Source organism: Bacillus sp. SIMBA_031, from assembly GCF_046535225.1.
GTDB lineage: Bacteria > Bacillota > Bacilli > Bacillales > Bacillaceae > Bacillus > Bacillus velezensis.
Genome location: NZ_JAWRXC010000003.1, coordinates 270,718 through 295,061 on the forward strand (window position 1 = coordinate 270,718; position 24,344 = coordinate 295,061).

Genomic DNA, 24,344 nt, shown 5'->3' on the forward strand with positions numbered 1-24,344 from the left:
GCTGTGAAAAAAATCGCTGTATTAGGAACAGGGTATGTAGGTCTTGTATCTGGAACTTGTTTTGCGGAAATCGGCCATCATGTGACTTGCTGTGACATCAATGAAGCGAAAATCAGAAGCTTGCAAAACGGAGTCATCCCGATATATGAACCGGGGCTTGAGGAATTAGCCGAAAAAAATGTCAGTGCCGGGCGCTTATCCTTTACGGCCGGCATTGAGCCGGCTGTGAAAGCCGCTGATATCATCTATATCGCCGTCGGTACGCCGATGTCAAAGACGGGTGAAGCCGATCTGACCTACATTAAGGCAGCGGCGCAAACAATCGGAGAACAGCTGAACGGATACAAAATCATTGTCACCAAAAGCACTGTTCCGGTCGGGACGGGAAAGCTCGTTTATCAAATCGTCAGCGAAGCGTCAAAGGGAAAACATCCGTTTGATGTCGCGTCAAATCCTGAATTCCTCCGCGAAGGTTCGGCGGTGCGGGATACGATGCAGATGGAGCGGGCGGTCATCGGCGCCACAAGCGAACATGCCGCTTCGGTCATTGAAGAGCTTCATAAGCCGTTCCGTACGAAGATCGTAAAGACCAATCTTGAAAGCGCGGAAATGATTAAGTATGCCGCAAATGCTTTTTTAGCCGCCAAAATATCTTTTATTAACGATATCGCCAATATTTGCGAACGTGTCGGGGCGGACATTTCCCACGTGTCAGAAGGCGTCGGTCTTGACAGCCGGATCGGGAATAAATTTCTGCAGGCGGGCATCGGATTCGGCGGATCCTGCTTTCCGAAGGATACAACGGCTTTATTGCATATCGCAAACGCCGCCGGCTATCCGTTTCAAATGATGGAAGCCGTCATTGAAACCAATCAGAAGCAGCGGGTCCGTATTACGGAAAAATTGAACCGCGCTATCGGTCCCTTAAAAGGGAAAACCGTGGCCGTACTGGGGCTAGCCTTTAAACCGCACACAAATGACGTCCGCTCCGCCCCGGCTCTTGATATCATCACAAGTCTTAAAGAGCAGGGCGCTCACGTGAAAGCGTATGATCCGATCGCGATTCCCGAAGCGTCAGCGATATTAGGAGACGGCGGCATTGAATATCACACAGAGCTGTACAGTGCCATCAAAAACGCGGACGCATGCCTGATTACCACAGATTGGCCGGAAGTCAAGGAGATGGATCTTCAGAGAGTGAAGCAGCTGCTCAAACAGCCGGTCATCATTGACGGCAGAAATATGTTTCCGTTGGAGTATATGAGGGTTTCAGGATTCACTTATCATTCCGTCGGACGTCCGGCGGTTCATGCCGATCGGCAAATAAAAGAACTGGCAAGATAGAAAAAGATTTGTCTTCAGGCTCTCGGCAGCCCGGCTCGGCTGCCGGTTTTGGAAAGGGGTTTGCCATGTGAGTATCAAACGTTCAGCGGCACATGTTCTTGTGCTGCTTGCCGCTCTCATTACAGGAGGATTTATCATGCTGGAGGCGGTCAGGGCGGATGCCGGCTTCGGAAAAATCACTGTGCTGCTGCTTGCCGCCATGATCGGCATTGCCGGACTTGCTTTGCTATCCGCCTTTACAACAAACGGTCAGATGTTTATGGGGCTCATTTATATACTGATCGCGTGTACATTTTTAAACCAGGCCTTCTTTGCGGTTCATCTCGGATTTTTCAGCTTATTTATATACCGGCTGTTATTAATCGGAGCGGGCGCCCTTCACATCGCCGGCATCCTGACAAACCGTCATCATATTGACAGATGGAATCGGGTGAATGTAAAAGGGATTCTGATGTTTTTCGCCTTATGGTTTACATACGGTCTCCTATCGTTATTGTGGGCAAAATCTGTGACGTACGGGATTAAATATTTATCTTTAATGGGAATGGGCATGTTTCTGATTTATCTCATTGTCATGTACATTCAGCGCTTTGATCAGCTGATGGTTTTTTACGGCATATGGCTTGTGATGACCATCTTTGTGATGGTGATCGGCTTTTACAACCATTTTACACACCACCATCTGCCGAGCTCCACGCTTTATAACGGCCCGCAGTACAAACAGCATTATCCGACGTCCGTTTTCTTTAATCAAAATGATTTCGCGACGTTTTTGTGCATCAGTTTCTTTCTGTATGCGGCGGCGGTGAAAAATATGAAAAACGGCTATGTGAAGGCCGTCAGTCTGCTCTTTGCGATCAGCGCTTTGTATTTAATCATTTTGACCGGTTCGCGCGCGAGTCTGCTGGGCATATGCGCGGGTGCGGCTGTATACGTCTTCATCCTGCTGCCTTCCCTGTTGAAAAAACTCGCGCTGTACGCTGCGGGAGTGGGTGCGGCGCTGATTGCGGTTTTATTTGCGGGCCGTATCACCAATGCCGTCTTGAATCTGTTTTCAGCTCCGCAGGCGATGCCGGGACAGCAACCGCTTCCTTCCAACATCGCGAGGGCGAATCTTTTAAAGAACGCCTTTCACTATGTGATTGATTCCTGGGGGTTCGGAGTGGGTGCCGGAAACGTCTCTTACTATTTAAAAGCGGAGCCCGTTTATGATACGGGCGGCGTAGTTGAGGTGCACAACTGGCTCGTCGAGATTATGGCGAACTTCGGCGTGCTTACGATGCTCGGTTACCTGACAGTCTATTTGTTCCTTTTTTGGACACTTTATAAATGTCATGAAAGAAAATCGGAAAATCAGTCAAGACTGATCACAGAAGGACTTATCACGGCGATGGCCGGTTTTTTGGTAAGCAGCATCAGCCCAAGCTCCGTATCAAATTTATTTTTCCACTGGGTATTTCTCTCGCTCGTGATCGCGGCGGTCAATATATTGAGGCGTTTACAAAAGGAGCCTGCCGTCACGGCGTACTATGAAAAACAGGGAGATGCGAGATGAAAGATATGTTGACAAGAATAACCCGGCGTATCAAAAAGAATATCATTTGGATCATTGCGCTGCCCGTTGTGTTAGGGGCGGCGGGATATGTATTGCCGTCAAAAATCAGCGGAAACAGCAGTTTTACATCAGAAGCCGCGATCGCCGCGGGAAATTATGATCATCCGCTTTATAACAATACAAAAGAAATCCCGCTCCTTTTGACGAGCGATGCCTTTTTAAAGCAGGCTTTACCTGATAAAACAGACGAAGAAAGAGCGGCCGTGAAAAGTAAACTGACTGTCGAAACACAATCAGATTCATTGATCACGGTCAGCTACAGCGGCCAAAACAAACAGGAGACCGAATCGGTGTTTCAAGCCGTCATAAAAACTTTTCTGAAGAATGACCAGGACCTGTTTGAAAAACGGGCAAAAGTAGTGCGGCAGAGTATTGCTGCGCTTGAAGGAGAAACCGTCAGCGCGGACGCCAAAGTGGATAAGGAACGATTTTTATACGAATTGAAAAATACGCAGCTGAACCTGAAAGCGGCCGGCATCATCAATTCAGAGCCGATGAATGAAACGGCGGGACAAGGCATGCCGCCGAAAAAGAAAGCGGTTCTGGGCGTTTTAATCGGCATTGCAGTTGCATTTATGTTCATTGTCATTCCTGAGTTTTTTAGAGAGTCCTTGTAAAAATCTGCGATGGAGATGTGACCATGACAAACTGGAAACCTTTCGTATCTGTCATTACACCGTCTTATAACGCAAGTGAATATATCGAAGACACGATCCAGTCCGTTTTACATCAAAGCCACCCGCATTGGGAAATGATTATTGCGGATGATTGTTCAACGGACGGAACGAGAGATATTTTACGGCAATATGAACAAAAGGATGAGCGGATCCGCGTCGTTTATTTAGAGAAAAACGGGGGTGCCGCGGCTGCCAGAAATACAGCCCTTAAATATGCCAAGGGCCGTTATGTCGCATTTCTGGACAGCGATGACAGATGGAAAAAGGAAAAGCTTCAAAAACAGCTTGCGTTTATGGCAGAGCGGTCCTGCGCTTTTTCATTTACGGGCTACAGCGTCATGGAGCAGGACGGAACGCCGACGGACAAAACGATTCAAGCCCCTGAAAGCCTGTCATATGATGAAGCTTTAAAAAACACGATTATCGGATGTTTAACGGTCATGATTGACAGAGAGCAGACGGGGCAGATTCAAATGCCTGATATCAGAACGCGGCAGGATTTAGCGACATGGCTTTCCCTGCTGAAAAGGGGATTTACGGCTTACGGCCTGAATGAGTGCCTTTCAGAATACAGGCTTGTGCAGAATTCGATTTCAAGCAACAAGTGGAAAGCCGCAAAAAAAACATGGTTTGTTTATAGAGAAATTGAGCGCCTGCACTTTATCAAGGCTTCATGGTGTTTTATGCAATATGCGAAAAACGCGGTCATGAAAAGACTGTAGGCGTCAGAGGAGCTGGGTGATGAAGGTGGAACCGATTATTCACGTAATCGTCGGAGCGGCGGAATGGGGGCATGACCGGCTGAGATACAGACGGCACCGGCTGGCTGAATTTCTCGCCCGGCAAAAAGAAACGAAAAGCGTCATTTGGGTATGCCCGTCTCCGCAAGCCAATGATGGTCAGATGGCCGGGATCGCCGAGGGAATCCGGCAGTTCACTGTAAAGGATCTCATGCAGCAAAAAGCTTTCCGCTTCGGCAGGTATACAGACATGTGCTATAGGCATAAGCTTTCACCATTGGTGAACATGCTGAAGGAAGAAGGAGAAGGGGCCCGCTGCTGCTTATGGTACACCTTCCCCGGTTTTCCGCTTCTGGCAGATCTGTTTCCTTGGGATGAAGTGATTTATGATTGCAGTGATCTGTGGGCCGCTCCGATCAGCGGCCGGTCCGGGGTGTTGTCAAATGTTAGAAGAAACATCATTAAACAGGCGGAATTGAGAATCATTCAGCGTGCCGATTCCATTACGTGTACATCTGACTGTCTGCACCAGGAGGTCGGAAAAAGGCTGGAGAACCCGCACCAGAAAGTGTTCACCATTGAAAACGGAGTGGAATATGACCTGTTTTCACGGGAAAATAAACAGCCGGATGAAGACATTTTACGGGGACGGAACGGAACGGTTCTCGGTTTTATCGGCGGAATCAAACCGAAGCTCGATTTTGCGCTTATGTCGGAAACGGCAGATGTGAGGCCTGACTGGACGATTTTATTGGTAGGCCCGAACACGGCTCAGGACGATCCGGATTTCAAGTCGCTTCTGGAACGCCCGAATGTCATCTGGACGGGACCTGCCGCGCCGAATGAAGTGCCGTCCTATATGCAGCTTGTCGACATCGGCATCATGCCGTATAAAAATTCACCTTATAATGACGCGGTATTTCCGCTTAAGCTTTTTGAATTTTTAGCCGCCGGGAAACCGGTTGTCGGCTGCAACCTTTCTTCTACGTCAAAAATCAAAAGGCCTTTCGTCTATGAATACGTTGAAGGCAGTGACCCCGCGGATTTCATCGCGGCCTGCGACGCGCTTCTGGCAGCGGACCGCAGCGGATCATACGAGGCTTTGCGCCGTGAATTGGCCCGGAGACGGGATTGGAATGTTTTATTCGGCCGAATGCTCGAATGCACGGGTATATTGAAAAATGCGCAATCCCATTAAAAGGGAAAGCGCATTTTTTGATTTGCGTGTTTCTTTTTGATGATGCTTGTTATAATAACTAGTAAGAATTATAATGGAAGGAACGGTTCAATATCAGAAAAGACTTCATATAATTCCAAAGGAGACTTCTTTATGCTTGACGAACGCATGTTTCGCATAGTTGTTGCGTTTTTTGTCTCTCTGCTAACGGTTTTAATCCTAACTCCTATCGTAAAAAAAATTGCGATCAAAATAGGTGCAGTTGACCAGCCCAGCAACCGAAAAGTACATGATAAAATAATGCCCCGTATGGGCGGCTTGGCCATCTTTATCGGCGTAGCGGCGGGTGTGCTCGCGGCCGGCATATATAATGAAACGAAAATGACCGCCATTACAGTGGGTGCGTTTATTATTGTTATTTTAGGAATCCTTGATGATAAATACCAATTAAGCGCAAAGGTAAAGTTTTTCGTCCAGCTGGCCGTGGCCATTATGATTGTGAGCACGGGACTGAAAATGGACTTTTTCTCCGTACCGTTTTTAACGGAACGTTTAGAATTGGGATGGGTCGCTTACCCGCTGACTGTGTTATGGATCGTCGGTATTACGAACGCGATGAACCTGATTGACGGTTTGGACGGACTCGCTGCCGGCCTGTCGGTCATCGGACTCTCCACTATCGCCGTTATGGCGTTGTCCGGAGGGAAAATCCTTATTCTGTCACTTTCACTTGTCGTGATAGGAAGCACACTCGGATTTTTATTTTATAATTTTCACCCGGCAAAGATATTTATGGGAGATACCGGATCGCTCTTTCTCGGATACGTCATCTCAGTACTCTCATTATTAGGTCTTTATAAAAGTGTTACTTTATTCAGTATCATCATTCCGATCATCATTTTGGGCGTGCCGATTTTTGATACGACATTCGCCGTCATCAGGCGGATTTTAAACAAACAGCCGATCTCAGCGCCTGATAAGTCACATATACACCACCGGCTGATGGCCTTCGGGCTGTCACACCGCACGGCTGTCATTATCATTTATTTAATCGGTTTTATTTTCAGCGTCAGTGCCATCCTGCTGAAAAGCGCGACCATATGGCTTTCGCTGTTTATTATTTTTGTATTGATTGTATTTATGCAAATCATAGCAGAGGTCACAGGGTTAGTAAATGAACAATTTAAACCATTTACCAAGTTTTACAAGAGATTGGTAAAGAAAAATTAAAAAGAGCAGATCATGCGAATGGTCTGCTTTTTTGTGGATTCTGCTATTCTCTTATTATATAAAAAAACCCGATCCTGCTCAAAGGATCGGGTTTACTCTTAATAGCCTGTTGTGCCGCCGGACTGTGTGCTGTCCGTACCGTTTGCACCAGCAGTACCGTTGGTTGAATCGGTTGTGCCGCTTGTTCCTGTGCTGCCGGAAGTCGAATCAGTCGTGCCGTCTGTCCCCGTGCTGCCGGAAGTCGAATCAGTCGTACTGTCCGTTCCTGTGCTGTCAGAAGCAGGATCGGACGCCGTGCTGCTTCCGGACGGGTAATCCAGGTGTTTCTGCAATTCCTGCCGTACTTTTTCGAGATTGGTCGGATCGGGCTGGAAATAATACGTTCCGCCCGTAGACGCGGTTCCGCCGCCGCCTAAATATAAATCTGATCCTGTTATGGTCAGTGTATCAATCTTTTTGCTGGTAAAGCCGTTGTAAATCTGCTGAAGGGCGAGTCCTTCAGTGATTCGGATATTCGTTTGGACGTTATTGCTTGCTGTTTCAGCGATTTTATCGATTTTAGCAATATTTCCAGCTTTAGACATTTGGTCGATCAGTGCATTTAGGATTTGCTTTTGGCGGTCATTCCGGCCGAAGTCTCCGCGCTTATCCTGCTTTCTCATCCGCGCGTAAGCCAGAGCCTGCTCACCGTTCAAATGCATGTTTCCTTTCTTGAAGTAGATCCGTTTCTTTTTACTGACGTCACTCATTTCGTCGAAGTCAAACGGCACTTTTACATTGACTCCGCCGACTTCATCAATAACATCCTTAAAGCCGTTAAAATCGACAGTGACATACTTATCAATCGGTATGCCTAATAAGTCTTCGACGGTTGAGACGGTTTCATCCGCCCCGCCTTTAGCAAAAGCCGCATTGATTTTTGATTTTTTACCGGTTGTATCGCCGGCAAGCGTCACCCGCGTATCACGCGGAATACTCAGCATTTTCATTGTTTTATTTCTCGGATCAAGGGTAACGACAATAAGAGAGTCTGATCGTCCGCCTTTTCCGCTTGTGGCATAATTTTCGATCCCCATAAACAAAATGGAGAACGGTTTTTTCTTCATATCGATGACTTTATCCCGAAGTTTTGATTTGTCTCCGCGGGAAAGGGCATCATATGCATTATCTGCCGCATTGATCGTTTTGTATACTTTGTATCCGCCAAACCCGGCAGCGACTAACAAAACGAGGGTAAGCAGCAGCAAAATCCGTTTGAATATGATCTTTCGTTTGCTTTTCTTTTTCTTTCGAACACGCACTCTTACACGTTCAGCCATTACATTAGTCTCCTTTAGGGCTGACGTCTGTTTCTAAATACGTCAGTTCTCCCTCTGTATTCTTACTCTTGCCGTTCGTCAGTTCTGTCATCCATTTTATAAACTCGTCTTTGTCTTTTTCTTCAACGTAAGTTTCAAATTCGACATGATCCGCATAATGGATATCTTTCAGTAAAAAAACTGATTCTCTCAGTTCGTTCTCTATCTTGCCGAGCCACGTATAATCCGCTGATGTATGCATAATCCGCATCAGCTTCCGCTCCGTAACTCCTATATGATTTAAGCCTTCAGACACTGACTTCCCATATGCACGAATCAATCCGCCTGCACCGAGCTTTATTCCGCCGAAATACCGGGTAACCACCGCGCAGGTATCTTTCAGACCGCGTTTTTTCAGCACTTCCAGCATGGGGACGCCGGCTGTGCCGCTTGGTTCTCCGTCATCATTCGCCTTTTGTATATGGTCGGTTTCGCCGATCAGATAAGCTGAGCAGTTATGAGTCGCATTCCAGTGCTGTTTTTTTATCTTTTGTATAAATTCCTGCGCTTCCTCTTCAGAAGCAGCACGGCTCAGGTGACAGATAAAACGCGATTTTTCAATCACAATCTCATGTTCACCCGTTTCTTTAACTGTTAAATAGCTGTGCAGCATGATTGCTGGACCCTCCTGACAAGCATTAAAAGACTTGTTTCTACAAATTCGAACAGACTTTAGAATTTTTGCGCATATTTTGGTATCATGAAAGAGTAAGATACTATATAAAAATGTTTTTTTCTAGAATATACGCATTCTTTCATTATAATTCGACATAAATTGCAGTTCAATTACATTTATAATAAAAATACATAACAACACCGTTACGGAGGGAGACAGATGAATAAATCGAAGATGGACTCCAAAGTTTTGGATTCTATACTTATGAAAATGCTGAAAACCGTGGACGGGAGCAAGGACGAGGTTTTTCAAATCGGAGAGCAGTCGCGCCAGCAATATGAGCAGCTGGTTGAAGAACTCAAACAGATCAAACAGCAGGTGTACGAAGTCATTGAGCTGGGCGACAAACTTGAAGTTCATACGCGGCACGCACGAAACCGCTTGTCTGAAGTGAGCAGAAATTTCCATAAGTTCAGCGAAGAAGAAATTCGCAACGCCTATGAAAAGGCGCACAAGCTTCAAGTGGAACTGACGATGATCCAACAGCGCGAAAAGCAGCTGCGGGAGCGCAGAGATGATTTAGAACGCCGGCTTTTGGGGCTTCAGGAAATCATTGAACGGTCAGAATCATTAGTCAGCCAAATAACCGTCGTTCTGAATTACCTGAATCAAGACCTTCGCCAAGTAGGGCTTCTTCTTGCCGATGCGCAGGCTAAACAAGATTTCGGTTTAAGAATCATTGAAGCCCAAGAGGAAGAAAGAAAAAGAGTTTCCAGAGAAATCCATGACGGTCCCGCGCAAATGCTGGCAAATGTCATGATGAGATCGGAATTAATTGAACGGATCTTCCGCGACCGCGGCACGGAGGACGGATTTCAGGAAATCAGAAATCTACGGCAGAATGTGCGGAATGCCCTTTACGAAGTCAGAAGGATTATATATGATTTAAGACCGATGGCATTGGACGATCTTGGGCTGATTCCGACACTGAGAAAATATCTTTATACAACTGAAGAATACAACGGAAAGGTGAAAATACATTTTCAGTGCATCGGAGACACGGAGAACCAAAGGCTTGCCCCGCAATTTGAAGTGGCGCTTTTCCGTCTCGCTCAGGAAGCCGTCACAAATGCACTCAAGCATTCAGAATCAGAGGAAATTACAGTAAAAGTGGAAGTAACCGCTGATTTTGTCGTTCTCATCATTAAGGACAATGGAAAAGGCTTTGATATTAAGGATGCTAAACAAAAGAAAAACAAGTCATTTGGCTTGCTGGGAATGAAAGAAAGAGTAGATCTGCTTGAAGGAACGATAACGATAGACTCTAAAATAGGTCTTGGGACATTTATCATGATTAAGGTTCCGTTATCTCTCGGCCTATAATTTGTTAAATAGAGCCAAAAGACATATTGACCGAACAGCGGCGTATATAGAACAATAGGATAAGGAGGCGTAGCGTGTGACTAAAGTAAATATTGTTATTATCGACGACCATCAACTATTCCGTGAGGGTGTAAAAAGAATATTGGATTTTGAACCTACCTTTGAAGTGGTAGCAGAAGGTGACGATGGAGATGAGGCGGCTCGAATCGTCGAGCATTATCATCCCGATGTTGTCATAATGGACATTAATATGCCGAATGTAAATGGTGTAGAGGCTACTAAACAGCTTGTTGAGCTGTACCCTGAATCTAAGGTGATTATCCTCTCCATCCATGATGATGAAAACTATGTGACTCATGCTTTAAAAACAGGTGCAAGAGGCTATCTCCTGAAAGAGATGGACGCAGATACTTTAATCGAAGCAGTGAAAGTGGTAGCCGAGGGCGGTTCTTACCTTCACCCGAAAGTAACCCACAATCTTGTCAACGAATTCCGCCGTCTTGCGACAAGTGGAGTTTCTGCTCATCCTCAGCATGAGGTTTACCCGGAAATCCGGAGACCATTACATATATTAACGAGACGGGAATGTGAAGTGCTGCAAATGCTTGCAGACGGAAAAAGCAACCGCGGAATCGGTGAATCATTGTTTATCAGTGAGAAAACAGTGAAAAATCACGTGAGTAATATTTTGCAGAAAATGAACGTTAATGACCGGACACAAGCCGTTGTCGTGGCCATTAAAAACGGCTGGGTAGAGATGCGTTAGTCATGTGTGAGAAGACTTGCCTGTTATGGCAAGTCTTTTTTTACAGCTGCATATCTATTAAAATACTTATTAAGTACTTAATAAGGCAGGTAAAGTGATGAAGATTGCAGTTGTAACAGACAGTACAGCATATATTCCGAAAGAGATGAGAGAAGAACATCATATTCATATGATCCCTCTCCAAGTGGTTTTCGGTGAAAAAACATTCCGCGAAGAAACAGAACTCGACTGGAGAAGTTTTTATAAAGAAGTAAAAAATCATGATGAGCTGCCGACTACGTCTCAGCCTTCTTTCGGTGAATTAATCGCATTGTACGAAGAACTGGGCAAAACATATGATGCAGTCATAAGCATACATTTGTCCAGCGGAATCAGCGGAACATATAACAGCGCCGTCTCAGCAAACACTATGGTTGATCATATTAAAGTTTATCCCTTTGATTCAGAGATCAGCTGTTTGGCACAAGGTTTTTATGCATTAAAGGCAGCACAGCTCATTAAAGACGGTGTTGACTCACCGGAAAAGATTATAAAAGAGCTGGAAGAAATGAAAAAAACAGTCCGTGCGTATTTTATGGTGGACGATTTATCACACCTCCAGCGGGGCGGGCGTCTAAGCAGTGCTCAGGCTTTTATCGGCGGTCTGTTAAAGGTAAAGCCTATTCTTCATTTTGACAATAAGGTAATTGTTCCTTTTGAGAAGATTCGGACACGCAAAAAAGCGATTTTGAGAATTTTTGAGCTGTTTGGGGAAGATGCAAGTAAAGGAATCCCGATGCGGGCCGCTGTCATCCATGCAAACAGGGAAGAAGAAGCGGCGGATATTATACAGGAGTTAAGCGGTAAGTATCCTCATGTCGAATTCTATAACAGCTATTTCGGTGCCGTGATCGGAACCCATTTGGGCGAAGGCGCCATCGGAATCGGCTGGTGCTTTAAAAACTAAGTGAAAATCTCCGTTTTCAAGAGCGGAGATTTTTTATTTTTTAATTTTCGTAATTCGACAAAAAGTTCCCGGCAAGGCATACTTTGTGCAGAAAGGAGGCAGGAAGATGTCCGAAGGTGCTTCAAAGTTTTCAGAGGTGCGGGATTTCTTTTACGGCCGGCATTTATTGAGATCTGAGATACCGTTTTCAGATCATCGCATCCAGCGTTTAATAGAAACAGAATATATAACGGACGAGCCGTCAATCATCCGCCGGAAAAACCGTTACATTTGCCAACGATGCGGCCAGTTTGATCAAGCCTGCTTTGCGGCATTTTGGGCGCCCTCTGCCAAAAGGCATATTACCTATTGCCGTGCCTGTGTCATGATGGGAAGGGCTGATGAACTGACATCATTATATTCTTGGAATCAAGCCTCTGAAAACAGCTGGGAGCCTGTAAAGCTTTCTTGGGAAGGAACACTGACAGACGGACAGAAGCAGGCGGCCGCCGCGCTTACAGATGCGATAAAAGAGAGACAAGAGCTGTTAGTATGGGCGGTTTGCGGATCGGGGAAAACAGAGATGCTGTTTCCGGGTATCGAGTTTGCGCTGAATCACGGTTTGCGCGTCTGTGTCGCGACTCCGCGTACAGATGTCGTACTTGAACTGCTGCCGAGACTGAAAAAAGCATTTGAGAAAGTCGACGTTTCTGCTTTGTACGGCGGCAGCGAGGACAAAGGCCGTTTGACTCCGTTAATGATTTCAACCGCTCACCAGCTGATGCGCTACCGAGACATTTTTGATGTCATGATAATAGATGAAGTAGATGCGTTTCCTTTTTCAGCCGATGAGACATTAAGATTCGCTGTTGATAAAGCGAGGAAGAAAAACAGCGCCCTTGTTTATGTAACGGCAACTCCTTCAGACACATTAAAAAAGAAGGCTGAAGCAGGTTTGCTGAAAAGCGTCCGCATACCGGCCAGATATCATCGGAAACCCCTCCCGGAGCCGCGTTTTTTGTGGTGCGGAAATTGGAAGAAGAAGCTTCAGAAAGGAAAACTGCCGCGCTCTGTAACGGATTGGGTCCGCCAAAAACTTCAATTACAGCTGCCGGTTTTCTTATTCGTTCCGTCTGTACACGTATTGAAAAAGGCAACGGATTATTTTCAGAAATTAAACATACGGGCAGAAGGCGTACATGCGGAAGACACATTCAGAAAGGATAAAGTGAAACGGTTCAGAAACGGCCGGCTTGACCTGCTGGTAACGACTACGATTTTAGAAAGAGGGGTTACCGTGCCCAAAGTTCAGACATGTGTCCTCGGCGCAGAAGCACCTATCTTTACTGAGAGCGCGCTCGTACAGATCGCGGGCAGAACGGGAAGGCATTATAAACATTTTGACGGTGATGTCGTCATGTTTCATTTCGGAATTACAAACGGAATGAAAAAAGCAAAAAAACATATTGAACATATGAACAAATTGGCACAAAAAAGTAAATTGTTGGACTAGTTAATTTCAGAAAACGTGATACAGTATACTCATACTTTCCTATGAGGAGCTGTCAGCATGCTTGTCAATTCTAAAGAAATCATATTAAAGGAACTTCTCGACCGCCATATGCCTAAGCTTCATATGAAATGTACATGCCGGGTATGCAAAAATGATGTACTGGCACTTTCATTAAACCGGGCTGAGCCGGCATATGTTACAGATAAAAAGAAAGTTGCTTATGCAAAAGCAGAGATAGTTGATAAACAGAAAAATACGGCGCTGCTTGTCATTCTGGCTGAATCAGCGGCGATTGTTTCGGTTAATCCAAGCGAGTTCTGTGAAACTCGGGAAGGAGCGTAATATCTCTGAATTGTTTATTGTGTGACTCACCAATTTCAAGTTCATTGACTTGGAGATCTCTGTTTTCTCTGGCGCCCGAGCAAGAGGTATGCAGCATATGCAGCAGCCAATTCGAAAAAATTGAAGGCCCCGTATGCAGTATATGCGGGAGGCCTCAGGAGTCAAATGAAAAATGCGCTGATTGTGCGGCCCGGGAATCAAAAACGGAAAAGCGCTTTTTGCTGCGGCAAAACCGTTCGGTATATTTGTATAATGATGCGATGAAGGACTCATTGGCCCGGTTTAAATTCAGGGGTGATGCGAAAATCATTCAAGCATTTGAACGTGACTTTGCTGCCGGCTTTAAAGCGGCATATCCATCAAATACACATACTCTCATCCCTATTCCGCTGAGCGGCGAACGGCTGGCGGAACGCGGATTCAATCAATCCGAGCTGCTGGCCTCTCTGCTCGGAATGCCCGTCATTTCCCCCCTCATCCGACTGAACAACGAAAAACAATCCAAAAAGAGCAAAACAGACAGGCTGTCTGCAGAAAAAAAGTTTTCAGCAGCCGAAAACTCCGCCGAAGGTATGAACGTCATCTTAATAGATGATATTTATACGACGGGCGCCACACTTCACCAAGCCGCCGAAGTCCTGCTGACAGCGGGCAAAGCGTCATCGGTCTCCTCTTTTACTTTAATCAGGAGCTAAATCATTCTTTTTTTCTGCCGATATAATTGATAGAAATATAAGGCAGATTAAAGAAGGAATAGGAGTTAATACGATGGGTGAATTGGCGAATTGTCCAAAATGCAATGCTTTATTTTTTAAAACGAACCTGCAGACCGTGTGCCAGGCATGTATTAAAGAAGAAGAAAAAGCATTTGAAACCGTCTATAAATTTTTGAGAAAGCAGATCAACAGACAGTCGACGATGCAGCAGATCACTGAGGAAACAGGTGTGGATGAAGAGCTGATCCTCAAGTTTATCAAACAAAAAAGGATTCAGATCAGCCAGCTTCCAAATTTGGCATATCCTTGCGAAAGGTGCGGAAATCCAATCAGGACGGGGAAATTTTGCAAGTCCTGTCAGACAGATATTGAGTCGCAATTAGACCATATGAACCAAAAAACAGCCGCTGAATTCGAAGAGAAAAACAGTACAAAAGACACATACTATGCCTATAATACCAAAAACACCTGATTCCCTAAACTAACTGATAACGCAGTCGATAAAAGAATTAGACTGCGAACAGAAAGCGAGAGGAATCCTATGAAAATCAATCAGTACGGAACACAATCCGTTAATCCATACCAAAAAAATTACGAAAAGCAAGCCGTACAAAAAGAGGCTGCAAAGCCGAAGGACAAAGTGGAAATTTCTTCTCATGCAAAAGAGCTTCAAAATGCGTCAGATGCGGTCACTAAAACACGTCAGGAAAAAATCGCTCAGCTTAAAGCGGATATAGAGAGCGGAACATATAAAATAGATTCAAACAGCATCGCTGAAAACATAGTGAATTTCTATAAAAAGCAATAAAAAGGAGAAAGCCAATGTCAGCAAAGCCAATTATTGATCAACTGAAGCGACTTTGCGCCCTGCATGAACATCTGCTCACGCTGTCTGAAGAGAAAACGGAAGCGCTGAAAGCAGGTAAAACAAAAGAGCTCTCCAACATTTTGACCAAAGAGCAAAAGTATATTCAGGCAATCGGGCAGACTGAGGAAGAGCGCATCAGGTTAACTTCTCAGTTTCTCAGCCGCGGTGAGGACAATACAATTGCTGCATGCATCTCCAGAACTTCAGGCAGTGAAAAACAGGAGCTTGAAGGGTTATTTCATTCTTTGTCTGCGCTTCTTGACCGTCTGAAAGAAGTGAATGAGATGAACAAACAGCTCACGATTCAGGCTTTACAATTCATCTCCGGGGCATTCGATATGATCATGCCGGGTGAAAAAGAGAATATGAATTATAAAGAGCCGCAAGCGGCGCGCAAGCCTGTCAGCCGTTTGACATTATTCGATTCAAAAGCTTAGAACGGAGGATTTTTAATGCCATCGACTTTTATGGGGCTCGAAACAGCAAGGCGTGCATTGAGTGCGCAGCAGACTGCATTGAGCACAGTTTCAAATAACGTTGCAAATGCAAATACAGAAGGATATACGAGGCAGCGCGTTACATTACAATCGACGAGCCCTTATCCCGCAGTATCAAAAAACAGTGATCTGACGGCCGGGCAAATCGGAACAGGAGTAAAAGCCGGTTCAGTTGAGCGCGTCAGAGACAGTTTTTTAGACTATCAGTACAGAACTGAAAATACAAAATTAGGGTACTATACAGCCCGTTCCAATTCATTGTCACAAATGGAAGGCGTCATGAAAGAGCTTGACGATAATGGATTAAACGGATCGCTCAGTTCGTTTTGGAATGCCCTTCAGGATCTGGCGACGAATCCGGAAAATACGGGAGCGCGCTCAGTTTTGCAGGAGCAGGGGAAATCTCTTGCTGAAAGTTTTAACTATATATCTACCTCTTTGACTAACATTCAGGGTGATATTAAAAAGAACCTGGATAACACAGCGGATCAGGTCAATTCAATTCTCAATCAGCTGAATGACATTAACAATCAAATAGCGGCAGTTGAGCCGAGCGGTATGCTCCCTAATGATTTGTATGACCAAAGAGACAGATTGATTGATCAATTATCTTCTATGGCAAATATTAAAGTTTCATATAATAAGTCGGGCGGACATGCCTTGGCGACTGCTGAGGGCACGGTTAACGTCGAATTACTGAACGGAAACAACAATTCTCTCGGTACGCTGCTCGACGGTAACACAAAAACAGTTTCAGAAATGAAAATCAACTACGACAAGGACAGCGGCCTCGTGTCGAGTGTGTCAGTCGGCAGCAGTACGGTCAATGCGGATGCATTTACCGGAAAAGGCTCACTTTTAGGTCTTATTGAGTCATACGGCTATTTGTCAAACGGAGAAGAAAAAGGTCTTTATCCTGAAATGCTGACGGCTCTTGACAATATGGCGCTATCCTTTGCTGACGCGTTTAATGCAGTGCATGAAAAAGGGAAGACCTATACAGGCGAACAGGGCGCAGCATTTTTTGATTTCAGCGGTGATGAAGCGGTGCCGGCAAAAGGTGCGGCAGCGAAAATAAAAGTCAGTGACAAAATTCTTGCGTCTACTGATAATATCGCAGCGTCGTTAAACGGAGAAAAAAGTGACGGCACAAACGCGACAAATCTTGCAGCTGTACAGAACAGCAAGCTGACTATTAACGGTGAAACCACTACAATTAATGACTTTTATGAATCCCTTATCGGAAAGCTGGGCGTTAATTCACAAAAAGCGGCCAATCTTATGAACAACTCTGAAAGCAACACCCTTTCAGCCGATGAACGGAGACAATCAGTCAGTGCAGTGTCTTTAGATGAAGAAATGACAAATATGATTCAGTTTCAGCACGCTTATAATGCGGCTGCGCGGATTATAACGATGCAAGATGAAATATTCGATAAAATTATTAACGGTATGGGCACCGGGGGAAGATAGGAGATAAGTAAATGAGAGTAACTCAAGGGATGATCGCAAAAAATTCTCTTCGATTTATCGGCTCAAGTTATGACAAGCTCGATCGGCTTCAGCAGCAAGTGTCTACGGGGAAAAAAATCACAAAAGCTTCTGATGATCCGGTCGTTGCAATGAAGGGAATGCAGTACCGTACTCAGCTTGCGCAGGTAAACCAGTATCAGCGGAATGTTTCGCAAGGCTTTACATGGCTGGAAAACTCGGAATCAAGCGTAAACTCGGAAACGGATATTATGGGGAAAATCCGGGACTTGATGGTTCAGGCGAAAAGTGATTCGAACGGTGAAACAGAATTGAAAGCAATCGGTACAGAAATCGGCCAGCTGAAAAAGCAGCTCGTTTCTGTCGCGAATACTCAGGTAAACGGACGTTATCTGTTTAACGGAACAAATTCAGATGTCCCGCCGATCACTGAAAATGCTGACGGCACATATACGTACAACTATGAGAATTATACCGGTGCTTCGGATGTTAACATCAACATCTCGAACGGAGCAGTGCTGAAAGTGAATTCTGATCCAAACTCAGCTTTCGGAGGCGTCGCACAAAATGGAGATAATGTTTTTGAATTTCTCAACTCCCTAGAAGCTTCTTTAAGTAAAGGCACGCTGTCCGAAGCAGATTCAGATCAAATTCTGTCAGATATTGACGGTTTTACTGATAAAATGAATGCTGAAAAATCCAATATCGGCGCACGCACAAATCGGTTGGAACTCATTCAGACAAGATTGGAATCACAAGCGGCAACCGCTGAAAAAGTATTGTCCGATAATGAAGATGTAGAAATGGAAGATGTAATTGTTGATTATTTATCTCAACAGACGGTTCATAGAGCAGCGCTGTCAGTGAATGCGAATATCATTCAGCCGTCACTGATCGACTTCCTGAAATAATAGAACTGACCGTCTTCAATATAAAAAAGCGACTCACACCAGGGAGATCGCTTTTTTTACTAAAATATAATAAACAGGAGGGGTCTCTGTGCAGATGCCGAGATTGATTATTGACAGTGTGCCTGCTAAAATCGGTATAACCTTTCAAAAGGAAGAAATCGAGATGGAACAGCCGCCCGCTGACCTGGAAATCGAGCAGCCGCCGGCAGAGCTTAACATAGAAAGCACGCCGGCCAAACTGACGATTGACCAGACGAGGGCGTGGGAGAACTTGAATCTCAAATCATTTGAAAAGCTGAACGCTGAAGCCGCCCAGAAAGGTGCGGAAGCCTGCAGCGAGTTTATTGCAAAAACAGTCAGGGAAGGGAAGGAAATGGCGGCTATCGAAAAGAAAACGGGCAATGTGATGGCCCGGCAGGCAGCGGATGTCAGACCGCCCGATCCATTCGGCGAATTCAGCGACTTTCTGCCTGCGCAGTTTCTCGTCGACATTGACTGCATTCCTTCAAAGCTTACGATTGATATTGAAGCCCGCAAACCTTCAATTGAAGCAGCCGTCAATAAACCTCTATGGAATTATACGCCGGGGAAAGTTCAGATTGATATGATGCAAGACCCTAAGGTGACGATTTCGGTTGACGATGGCAACGCAGAATAAAAGATGAAAGTGGTAAAGGATTGTGAAGCATGATAATTAAAACAAAATATCACGGAGAAATCAGAATAGACGAAGGGCAGATTATCTCATTTGAAAACGGCCTGCCGGGATTTAATGACGAGACTCAATTTGTTGTTCTTCCTTTGTCGGAAGATTCACCGTTTTTGGCGCTGCAGTCTGTCAAACAGGAGCACATCGCCTTTATTGTCGCCAGTCCGTTTATTTTCTTTAAAGGGTACGAATTTGACATTGACCATGCGACGCTTGAACTTTTGCATATTGAAGATATAGAGGACGTCGAAGTGATGGCGATTTTAACGCTGGAAGAGCCTTTTGAAAATACAACCGCCAATTTAAAAGCGCCGATTATCGTCAATAAAAAGGAAATGAAGGCGAAACAAATCATTTTACATGATGCTTCCTATGAAACAAAACATCTGATAGGAGGAGGATCATGCTAGTTCTCTCAAGAAAAGTGAATGAGTCCATTCAGATCGGGCCGGATATTGAAATAAAGGTGATCGCCATCGAAGGAGAACAAGTGAAGCTGGGAATTGAAGCGCCTCAGCACGTAGATATTCACAGGAAAGAAATCTACTTGTCGATCCTGGAAGAGAACAACAGAGCTGTATCTTTTAATACTGATTTATTACTTAACTTATCCTCACAAAAAAAGTGAGGATTTTTTTATTTTCAATATAAACAATGGAAGCGGCCGTCCGATATATATAGTGTAGCCAATGAGAGGAAAAATTTTCTTCAGAATGACGCTGCGCAAATGCACAAGGACGTGCGAAAAACAATTCAGGGAGGAAATACAAAATGAGAATCAACCACAATATCGCGGCTCTTAACACTAGCCGTCAGCTGAATGCAGGTTCAAACTCTGCTGCAAAAAACATGGAAAAATTATCTTCAGGTCTTCGCATCAACCGCGCTGGTGATGACGCTGCGGGTCTTGCGATCTCTGAAAAAATGCGTTCTCAAATCCGCGGTTTAGACATGGCGTCTAAAAACGCTCAAGACGGAATCTCTCTTATCCAAACATCTGAGGGTGCATTGAACGAAACTCACAGTATTCTTCAGCGTATGAGCGAGCTTGCTACACAAGCGGCAAACGATACAAACACTGATTCTGACCGTTCTGAGCTTCAAAAAGAGATGGACCAATTAGCGTCTGAAGTAACAAGAATCTCTACTGACACTGAGTTCAATACGAAGAAACTTCTTGACGGAACTGCGCAAAACCTTACGTTCCAAATCGGAGCTAACGAAGGCCAAACAATGAGCCTGTCTATCAATAAAATGGACTCTGAAAGCCTGAAAGTTGGTACAACTTATACTGTATCTGGTGATCAAAATACACTTACAGCAACTGATGGAAGCACTGCTACTTGGGCGGATGCAGACGATGCTACAAATAAACCAGCTGGTTATTACGATGCTGGCGGTAAAGTTATTGCATCTGAAAAATTAGCTGCAGATTCTAAAGTAACAAAAGGTATCGACATCTCATCTTCAGCTAAAGCTGCGTCTTCAGCTCTTACAACAATCAAAACAGCTATTGACACAGTATCAAGCGAGCGCGCTAAACTTGGTGCGGTTCAAAACCGTTTAGAGCACACAATCAACAACCTTGGTACTTCTTCTGAGAACCTGACTTCTGCTGAATCACGTATCCGTGACGTAGACATGGCTTCTGAGATGATGGAGTACACGAAAAACAACATCCTTACTCAGGCTTCTCAAGCTATGCTTGCGCAAGCTAACCAACAACCTCAGCAAGTTCTTCAATTGCTTAAAGGTTAATGACGGAAAGATCCTGGTTCTCCAGGGTCTTTTTTTATTTCTTCAGCTATTTCCCCCTTCATCATGCCAAAGAACCCTATTGACAAAATGAAACATTATATTTTGCAGTTAAATTATTGAAAACCTTTTAATATGACCGATATAAGAATAAGATCATACATTTATGGAGCTGTGATATGATAAACAGTCGGAAACTCACTGTTGTCATAGAGCCGTATACGACTAAACGCCGAAAAGGAGAGGGTACATATGGTCACAAGAATCACAGGCCTTAATTCCGGTCTTGATGTAGATTCTCTGGTGAAAAAAATGATGGATGCCGAAAAGCAGCCGCTTAATAAATTAAACCAGCAAAAACAGACGCTTGAATGGAAACGCGATGCATATCGCGAAATGAATACCCAGCTTGCCGACATGTATTCTACGACATTTAATAATATGCTGATGTCCACAAACTGGAATAAAAAAACAGTAACAAGTTCAGATTCCAGTGTGACCGCGGCGGCCGTCAGTGCTGAACAGAATATTTCAACGAGCATGTCTGTACAGCAGCTGGCTACGCCGACGACTTATAAATCCTCAGGGGTCATCAATTTCACTTCGGGTCAAAGCCAAACATTGAAATTCAATGTCACAAATCCGGGTGAAACGAAGCCGACTGAGGTAAACGTCACGATCGCCGCAACCGATACGATTGACGATGTCATTTCCAAACTGAACAGCTCGGGTCTCGGAGTGACGGCTTTAAAAGAGAAAATCTCCAACGGCTCGGATTATGTGGATACGATCGCGTTCACTTCCAATAAAACGGGGGAAGGGTTTACCCTTGCCGCAGGTGATGACGCAACCAAAAGCTTTCTGAAAGATCAGCTCGGTTTTGCAGTTGATGATGCGACAAATGAACTGACGGCCAATGCCGAAGGGAAAAACGCGAAGTTTACGTTCAACGGGCTTGAAATGACAAAAACGTCAAATAACTTTACGATCAACGGCATCAAATACACGCTGAACAGCGTGACGGACAGCAATAAAACGGTTACGATTAACAGCACGACTGATACGGACGGCATTTTTAACAACATTAAAGATTTCGTTGATAAATACAATACGTTAATTAAAAGTGCAAACGAGAAGGTAACAGAATCAAAATACCGCGATTATAAGCCGCTAACCGATGAACAAAGAGAAGCGATGACCGATAAGCAGATTGAGCAGTGGGAGGCAAAAGCCAAAAGCGGTTTATTACGGAGCGACAGCACGCTGCAGAACGGTTTGGCGGAGATGCGGCTTGATCTGTACTCAACGGTTACGATTGACGGGAAAAAATATCAGCTTGCCGATTTCGGAATTGAGACGTCTGATAGTTATACGGATCAAGGAAAGCTTGTCATTAAAGACGAAGCGAAACTGAAACAGAAAATTACCGAGAATCCTGCTCTCGTGGCTAAACTGTTTAATGCAGACAGTCCTGATACAGCGAAAACCAAAAACCCGGAGGAACAGGGGATTGCCCGGAGATTAAAAGACACATTAAACAAAATGCAGACCCAAATTTCAAAACAGGCGGGTACGGAAAGCTCGGTATCAACCAGCTTTGCCATCGGAAAAAGCCTGAATGAAATAGAAACAAATATTTCCAATATGAAAACGAAGCTGGATGACATCGAAACGAGATATTATAAAAAGTTCAGCGCACTGGATACGGCATTGGAGAAATTGAACAGCCAATCTTCATATCTCACGTCAATGTTAGGATCTTCAACATCATAACCTTGGAGGTTTTATAAAAATGGCAATAAATAATCCTTTTGCTGCTTATCAGCAGACATCCGTCTTTACAGCCGCTCCGGAAGAGCTGACCCTTATGCTTTATAACGGCTGCCTGCGATTCATTAAGCTGGCAAGGCAGGCGATGAAGCAAAACAACCTTGAAGCCAAAAATGAAAATATCGTAAAGGCGCAAAACATCATTCAAGAGCTCAGCCTCACGTTAAATCGGGAGATTGAGATTTCCGAGCAGATGTCATCCATTTATGATTACATCCGCCGCCGGCTGATCGATGCGAACGTGCAGAATAACGGAGAGTTTTTAGATGAAGCGGAAAAGCTCGTTACTGAATTTCGCGACACGTGGAAGCAGGCCATGCAGAGTGAACGGAAAAACAGCCACGGCGCGGGCGGCCTTGCCTGATGAACAGCAATGTCTTTTCTTTGTATAACGAAACGAAGAACATGTACGCCGCACTGAAGGACGCCCCGGAAAGCGACGATCTCATCAGCAGCGTTACGGCATTTACGGAGAAAAGGGAGGAGATGCTTGCGGGCATAAAGCCGCCTTTTTCCGAAGAAGAAAAAACGCTGCTTCAGCAGGTGGCCGCGATGGACCGTCTGATTACCGGCGAAGTGAAACGGATTCAGGATGGTATCCGAAATGAAATAAAAACGCTTAAGAAAAAACGAATCTACCATAATACGTATTTCAATCCGTATCATCAAACGACAAGTGACGGCCGTTATTACGACAAACGCAAATAGGTGAGTGTTTTGAGAAGTTTGAACGATTACCATTTGGTGTCAGCCTATTACCAGCTTCTTTTTACGATTGATGAGGGGCTTTGCTACCTGTTGGACACGCAGGATGATTTTTTTAAGACGGAGGGCGAGCGGATTTACAACGATTTGATTCAGGCTTTTTTTCATCTCGATTCCTCTCATGCGCTTCTGCTGTCTATCATTGAGTGCCGATGCGTGGAGACGGCGATCCGCTCATTTGACGAGATCTTTCAGGATTTCAGCATGTTAAATGATTATGATTTCCCGTCCGCTCCTTTTCAGGAGTTTTTAAAAACCATCTTTCTGCCGCATTATAAGCTATGGATGGAGCAGACGCACGACTGCATCAAACCGTATGTTCTTCACTAGACCTGCTGCAAGCGGCAGGTCTTTTGCCTGCGTCTTCCGCATATACTTATAATCCTGCCGGAAGCTGCCGGATAAAACCGACACCATTCGTCATCGTTCACCGAATTTACACATTATTTTAACGTTTCAGCAGGGATCAGAAGGGGTAAAAGAGAAATAGTTACATATCCTTAGATAAAGGGAGGCGTTCTTTGATGAACTACAATATCAGAGGAGAAAACATTGAGGTTACACCTGCGTTAAAGGATCATGTGGAGAGAAAAATCGGCAAGCTGGAGCGATATTTCGAGCAGAGCGTCAATGCCGATGTGAACGTCAACTTAAAATTCTATAATGATAAGGAATCTAAAGTTGAAGTCACCATTCCGATGACTGATCTGGCGCTTCGTTCCGAAGTGCATAACGAGGATATGTACAATGCAATTGATCTCGCAACAAACAAGCTGGAACGTCAAATCCGAAAGCACAAAACAAAAGTCAACCGAAAATTCCGCGACCAGGGTCTTCCGAAACATTATTTCGAGAACGGCAGCGCTGCTGATACGGGCGTAGCGGTTCAGGACGAAATTGAAGATGACAGCCCGGAAATTGTCCGTCAAAAGCGTTTTAATTTAAAACCGATGGATAATGAAGAAGCGATTCTCCAAATGAATATGCTCGGACATAATTTCTTCGTATTCACCAACGCGGAGACGAATCTCACAAACGTCGTTTACCGCAGAAATGACGGCAAATACGGATTAATTGAACCGACTGAATAAACCCATCCAGCCTTCCGTGAACGCG

The 24,344-nt window shown here is 44.7% G+C and carries 28 protein-coding genes; 26 read left to right on the plus strand and 2 right to left on the minus strand.

From position 1 onward, the window contains the following. The first annotated feature begins 3 nt into the window (after window positions 1-3). The 6 genes from tuaD to SB724_RS11310 all read left to right on the plus strand — a co-directional run bounded on the left by tuaD (window position 4) and on the right by SB724_RS11310 (window position 6,783). Window positions 4-1,344 carry a UDP-glucose 6-dehydrogenase TuaD gene (gene tuaD, locus SB724_RS11285; RefSeq protein ID WP_007614125.1) on the plus strand — a complete coding sequence of 447 codons (1,341 nt, stop codon included), beginning with the start codon at window positions 4-6 and terminating at the stop codon, window positions 1,342-1,344. A gap of 67 nt (window positions 1,345-1,411) precedes the next feature. After that, a complete protein-coding gene (gene tuaE / locus SB724_RS11290; RefSeq protein ID WP_410571152.1) occupies window positions 1,412-2,899 on the plus strand; it encodes a teichuronic acid biosynthesis protein TuaE in 1,488 nt (495 codons plus the stop codon). Further along, the gene (tuaF, locus tag SB724_RS11295; protein ID WP_045209028.1) at window positions 2,896-3,576 is read left to right on the plus strand and encodes a teichuronic acid biosynthesis protein TuaF; all 681 of its coding nucleotides are present in this window, start codon (window positions 2,896-2,898) and stop codon (window positions 3,574-3,576) included. Before tuaE ends, tuaF begins: the two co-directional genes overlap by 4 nt. Window positions 3,577-3,599: 23 nt before the next feature. Continuing rightward, window positions 3,600-4,358, plus strand: a complete 759-nt coding sequence (gene tuaG, locus SB724_RS11300; protein WP_410571154.1) for a teichuronic acid biosynthesis protein TuaG — start codon at window positions 3,600-3,602, stop codon at window positions 4,356-4,358. Window positions 4,359-4,377: 19 nt separating this feature from the next. After that, entirely contained in the window at window positions 4,378-5,574 is a 1,197-nt protein-coding gene (gene tuaH, locus SB724_RS11305; RefSeq protein ID WP_410571156.1) for a teichuronic acid biosynthesis protein TuaH, read from the plus strand. Window positions 5,575-5,706: 132 nt separating this feature from the next. Then, the gene (locus tag SB724_RS11310; RefSeq protein WP_003151382.1) at window positions 5,707-6,783 is read left to right on the plus strand and encodes a glycosyltransferase family 4 protein; all 1,077 of its coding nucleotides are present in this window, start codon (window positions 5,707-5,709) and stop codon (window positions 6,781-6,783) included. 98 nt (window positions 6,784-6,881) lie between these two features. On the opposite strand, the gene SB724_RS11315 is transcribed toward SB724_RS11310, so the two are convergent. Together SB724_RS11315 and SB724_RS11320 are read right to left on the minus strand one after the other, a co-directional pair. Further along, window positions 6,882-8,102 carry an LCP family protein gene (locus SB724_RS11315; protein ID WP_265972807.1) on the minus strand — a complete coding sequence of 407 codons (1,221 nt, stop codon included), beginning with the start codon at window positions 8,100-8,102 and terminating at the stop codon, window positions 6,882-6,884. Between the two features lie 4 nt (window positions 8,103-8,106). Further along, complete coding sequence (locus tag SB724_RS11320) at window positions 8,107-8,754, minus strand: YigZ family protein (protein ID WP_007614107.1); 648 nt, start codon at window positions 8,752-8,754, stop codon at window positions 8,107-8,109. Window positions 8,755-8,976: 222 nt separating this feature from the next. On the opposite strand from SB724_RS11320, the gene degS reads away from it, so the two are divergent. From degS to hpf, 20 genes are all read left to right on the plus strand, one after another. After that, complete coding sequence (gene degS, locus SB724_RS11325; protein ID WP_007407484.1) at window positions 8,977-10,140, plus strand: two-component sensor histidine kinase DegS; 1,164 nt, start codon at window positions 8,977-8,979, stop codon at window positions 10,138-10,140. 76 nt (window positions 10,141-10,216) lie between these two features. Further along, window positions 10,217-10,906 carry a two-component system response regulator DegU gene (gene degU / locus SB724_RS11330; protein WP_003219701.1) on the plus strand — a complete coding sequence of 230 codons (690 nt, stop codon included), beginning with the start codon at window positions 10,217-10,219 and terminating at the stop codon, window positions 10,904-10,906. Between the two features lie 97 nt (window positions 10,907-11,003). After that, window positions 11,004-11,852: a DegV family protein gene (locus tag SB724_RS11335; RefSeq protein WP_265972810.1), complete on the plus strand. Its 849-nt coding sequence runs from the start codon at window positions 11,004-11,006 to the stop codon at window positions 11,850-11,852. A gap of 106 nt (window positions 11,853-11,958) precedes the next feature. Next, window positions 11,959-13,344 carry an ATP-dependent helicase ComFA gene (locus tag SB724_RS11340; protein ID WP_410571159.1) on the plus strand — a complete coding sequence of 462 codons (1,386 nt, stop codon included), beginning with the start codon at window positions 11,959-11,961 and terminating at the stop codon, window positions 13,342-13,344. 57 nt (window positions 13,345-13,401) lie between these two features. After that, on the plus strand, window positions 13,402-13,686 hold the full coding sequence (gene comFB, locus SB724_RS11345; protein ID WP_003151389.1) for a late competence protein ComFB: 285 nt from the start codon (window positions 13,402-13,404) through the stop codon (window positions 13,684-13,686). A 5-nt stretch (window positions 13,687-13,691) separates the two neighbouring features. Then, window positions 13,692-14,381 (plus strand): phosphoribosyltransferase family protein, encoded by a 690-nt coding sequence (locus tag SB724_RS11350; protein WP_198161198.1) that lies wholly within the window; start codon window positions 13,692-13,694, stop codon window positions 14,379-14,381. A gap of 73 nt (window positions 14,382-14,454) precedes the next feature. Beyond that, window positions 14,455-14,874: a TIGR03826 family flagellar region protein gene (locus tag SB724_RS11355; RefSeq protein ID WP_012118571.1), complete on the plus strand. Its 420-nt coding sequence runs from the start codon at window positions 14,455-14,457 to the stop codon at window positions 14,872-14,874. Between the two features lie 69 nt (window positions 14,875-14,943). Then, on the plus strand, window positions 14,944-15,210 hold the full coding sequence (gene flgM, locus SB724_RS11360) for a flagellar biosynthesis anti-sigma factor FlgM (RefSeq protein WP_003151393.1): 267 nt from the start codon (window positions 14,944-14,946) through the stop codon (window positions 15,208-15,210). 14 nt (window positions 15,211-15,224) lie between these two features. Next, window positions 15,225-15,707 (plus strand): flagellar protein FlgN, encoded by a 483-nt coding sequence (locus tag SB724_RS11365; protein ID WP_003151394.1) that lies wholly within the window; start codon window positions 15,225-15,227, stop codon window positions 15,705-15,707. A 15-nt stretch (window positions 15,708-15,722) separates the two neighbouring features. Continuing rightward, on the plus strand, window positions 15,723-17,240 hold the full coding sequence (flgK, locus tag SB724_RS11370; RefSeq protein ID WP_410571161.1) for a flagellar hook-associated protein FlgK: 1,518 nt from the start codon (window positions 15,723-15,725) through the stop codon (window positions 17,238-17,240). 11 nt (window positions 17,241-17,251) lie between these two features. Continuing rightward, window positions 17,252-18,169 carry a flagellar hook-associated protein FlgL gene (gene flgL / locus SB724_RS11375; RefSeq protein ID WP_007407477.1) on the plus strand — a complete coding sequence of 306 codons (918 nt, stop codon included), beginning with the start codon at window positions 17,252-17,254 and terminating at the stop codon, window positions 18,167-18,169. Window positions 18,170-18,257: 88 nt separating this feature from the next. Next, on the plus strand, window positions 18,258-18,827 hold the full coding sequence (locus SB724_RS11380) for a DUF6470 family protein (RefSeq protein ID WP_410571163.1): 570 nt from the start codon (window positions 18,258-18,260) through the stop codon (window positions 18,825-18,827). 29 nt (window positions 18,828-18,856) lie between these two features. Further along, window positions 18,857-19,288, plus strand: a complete 432-nt coding sequence (fliW, locus tag SB724_RS11385) for a flagellar assembly protein FliW (RefSeq protein WP_007407475.1) — start codon at window positions 18,857-18,859, stop codon at window positions 19,286-19,288. Further along, window positions 19,282-19,506, plus strand: coding sequence for a carbon storage regulator CsrA (gene csrA / locus SB724_RS11390; RefSeq protein ID WP_003151402.1), 225 nt, complete (start codon window positions 19,282-19,284; stop codon window positions 19,504-19,506). The genes fliW and csrA overlap by 7 nt, the downstream gene beginning before the upstream one ends. A 143-nt stretch (window positions 19,507-19,649) precedes the next feature. Then, window positions 19,650-20,636: a flagellin N-terminal helical domain-containing protein gene (locus SB724_RS11395; RefSeq protein WP_007407474.1), complete on the plus strand. Its 987-nt coding sequence runs from the start codon at window positions 19,650-19,652 to the stop codon at window positions 20,634-20,636. Window positions 20,637-20,885: 249 nt separating this feature from the next. Further along, window positions 20,886-22,406 carry a flagellar hook-associated protein 2 gene (locus SB724_RS11400; RefSeq protein WP_265972820.1) on the plus strand — a complete coding sequence of 507 codons (1,521 nt, stop codon included), beginning with the start codon at window positions 20,886-20,888 and terminating at the stop codon, window positions 22,404-22,406. 19 nt (window positions 22,407-22,425) lie between these two features. Then, a complete protein-coding gene (fliS, locus tag SB724_RS11405) occupies window positions 22,426-22,827 on the plus strand; it encodes a flagellar export chaperone FliS (RefSeq protein WP_052827910.1) in 402 nt (133 codons plus the stop codon). After that, window positions 22,827-23,171, plus strand: coding sequence for a flagella biosynthesis regulatory protein FliT (gene fliT / locus SB724_RS11410; RefSeq protein ID WP_012118566.1), 345 nt, complete (start codon window positions 22,827-22,829; stop codon window positions 23,169-23,171). Before fliS ends, fliT begins: the two co-directional genes overlap by 1 nt. A gap of 9 nt (window positions 23,172-23,180) precedes the next feature. Next, window positions 23,181-23,558 (plus strand): DUF8042 domain-containing protein, encoded by a 378-nt coding sequence (locus SB724_RS11415; RefSeq protein ID WP_003151412.1) that lies wholly within the window; start codon window positions 23,181-23,183, stop codon window positions 23,556-23,558. 194 nt (window positions 23,559-23,752) lie between these two features. Then, window positions 23,753-24,319 carry a ribosome hibernation-promoting factor, HPF/YfiA family gene (gene hpf, locus SB724_RS11420; RefSeq protein ID WP_007407470.1) on the plus strand — a complete coding sequence of 189 codons (567 nt, stop codon included), beginning with the start codon at window positions 23,753-23,755 and terminating at the stop codon, window positions 24,317-24,319. Window positions 24,320-24,344: the final 25 nt, after the last annotated feature.

Coding starts and splice junctions, on each gene's coding strand:
- SB724_RS11310 (WP_003151382.1), top strand. CDS start 5,707: ATGCTTGACGAACGCATGTTTCGCATAGTTGTTGCGTTTTTTGTCTCT.
- comFB (WP_003151389.1), top strand. CDS start 13,402: ATGCTTGTCAATTCTAAAGAAATCATATTAAAGGAACTTCTCGACCGC.
- SB724_RS11335 (WP_265972810.1), top strand. CDS start 11,004: ATGAAGATTGCAGTTGTAACAGACAGTACAGCATATATTCCGAAAGAG.
- fliS (WP_052827910.1), top strand. CDS start 22,426: ATGGCAATAAATAATCCTTTTGCTGCTTATCAGCAGACATCCGTCTTT.
- tuaH (WP_410571156.1), top strand. CDS start 4,378: ATGAAGGTGGAACCGATTATTCACGTAATCGTCGGAGCGGCGGAATGG.
- fliT (WP_012118566.1), top strand. CDS start 22,827: ATGAACAGCAATGTCTTTTCTTTGTATAACGAAACGAAGAACATGTAC.
- SB724_RS11365 (WP_003151394.1), top strand. CDS start 15,225: ATGTCAGCAAAGCCAATTATTGATCAACTGAAGCGACTTTGCGCCCTG.
- flgM (WP_003151393.1), top strand. CDS start 14,944: ATGAAAATCAATCAGTACGGAACACAATCCGTTAATCCATACCAAAAA.
- tuaG (WP_410571154.1), top strand. CDS start 3,600: ATGACAAACTGGAAACCTTTCGTATCTGTCATTACACCGTCTTATAAC.
- SB724_RS11320 (WP_007614107.1), bottom strand. CDS start 8,754: ATGCTGCACAGCTATTTAACAGTTAAAGAAACGGGTGAACATGAGATT.
- SB724_RS11340 (WP_410571159.1), top strand. CDS start 11,959: ATGTCCGAAGGTGCTTCAAAGTTTTCAGAGGTGCGGGATTTCTTTTAC.
- csrA (WP_003151402.1), top strand. CDS start 19,282: ATGCTAGTTCTCTCAAGAAAAGTGAATGAGTCCATTCAGATCGGGCCG.
- SB724_RS11355 (WP_012118571.1), top strand. CDS start 14,455: ATGGGTGAATTGGCGAATTGTCCAAAATGCAATGCTTTATTTTTTAAA.
- flgL (WP_007407477.1), top strand. CDS start 17,252: ATGAGAGTAACTCAAGGGATGATCGCAAAAAATTCTCTTCGATTTATC.
- flgK (WP_410571161.1), top strand. CDS start 15,723: ATGCCATCGACTTTTATGGGGCTCGAAACAGCAAGGCGTGCATTGAGT.
- tuaF (WP_045209028.1), top strand. CDS start 2,896: ATGAAAGATATGTTGACAAGAATAACCCGGCGTATCAAAAAGAATATC.
- degS (WP_007407484.1), top strand. CDS start 8,977: ATGAATAAATCGAAGATGGACTCCAAAGTTTTGGATTCTATACTTATG.
- fliW (WP_007407475.1), top strand. CDS start 18,857: ATGATAATTAAAACAAAATATCACGGAGAAATCAGAATAGACGAAGGG.
- SB724_RS11400 (WP_265972820.1), top strand. CDS start 20,886: ATGGTCACAAGAATCACAGGCCTTAATTCCGGTCTTGATGTAGATTCT.
- SB724_RS11315 (WP_265972807.1), bottom strand. CDS start 8,102: ATGGCTGAACGTGTAAGAGTGCGTGTTCGAAAGAAAAAGAAAAGCAAA.
- SB724_RS11395 (WP_007407474.1), top strand. CDS start 19,650: ATGAGAATCAACCACAATATCGCGGCTCTTAACACTAGCCGTCAGCTG.
- hpf (WP_007407470.1), top strand. CDS start 23,753: ATGAACTACAATATCAGAGGAGAAAACATTGAGGTTACACCTGCGTTA.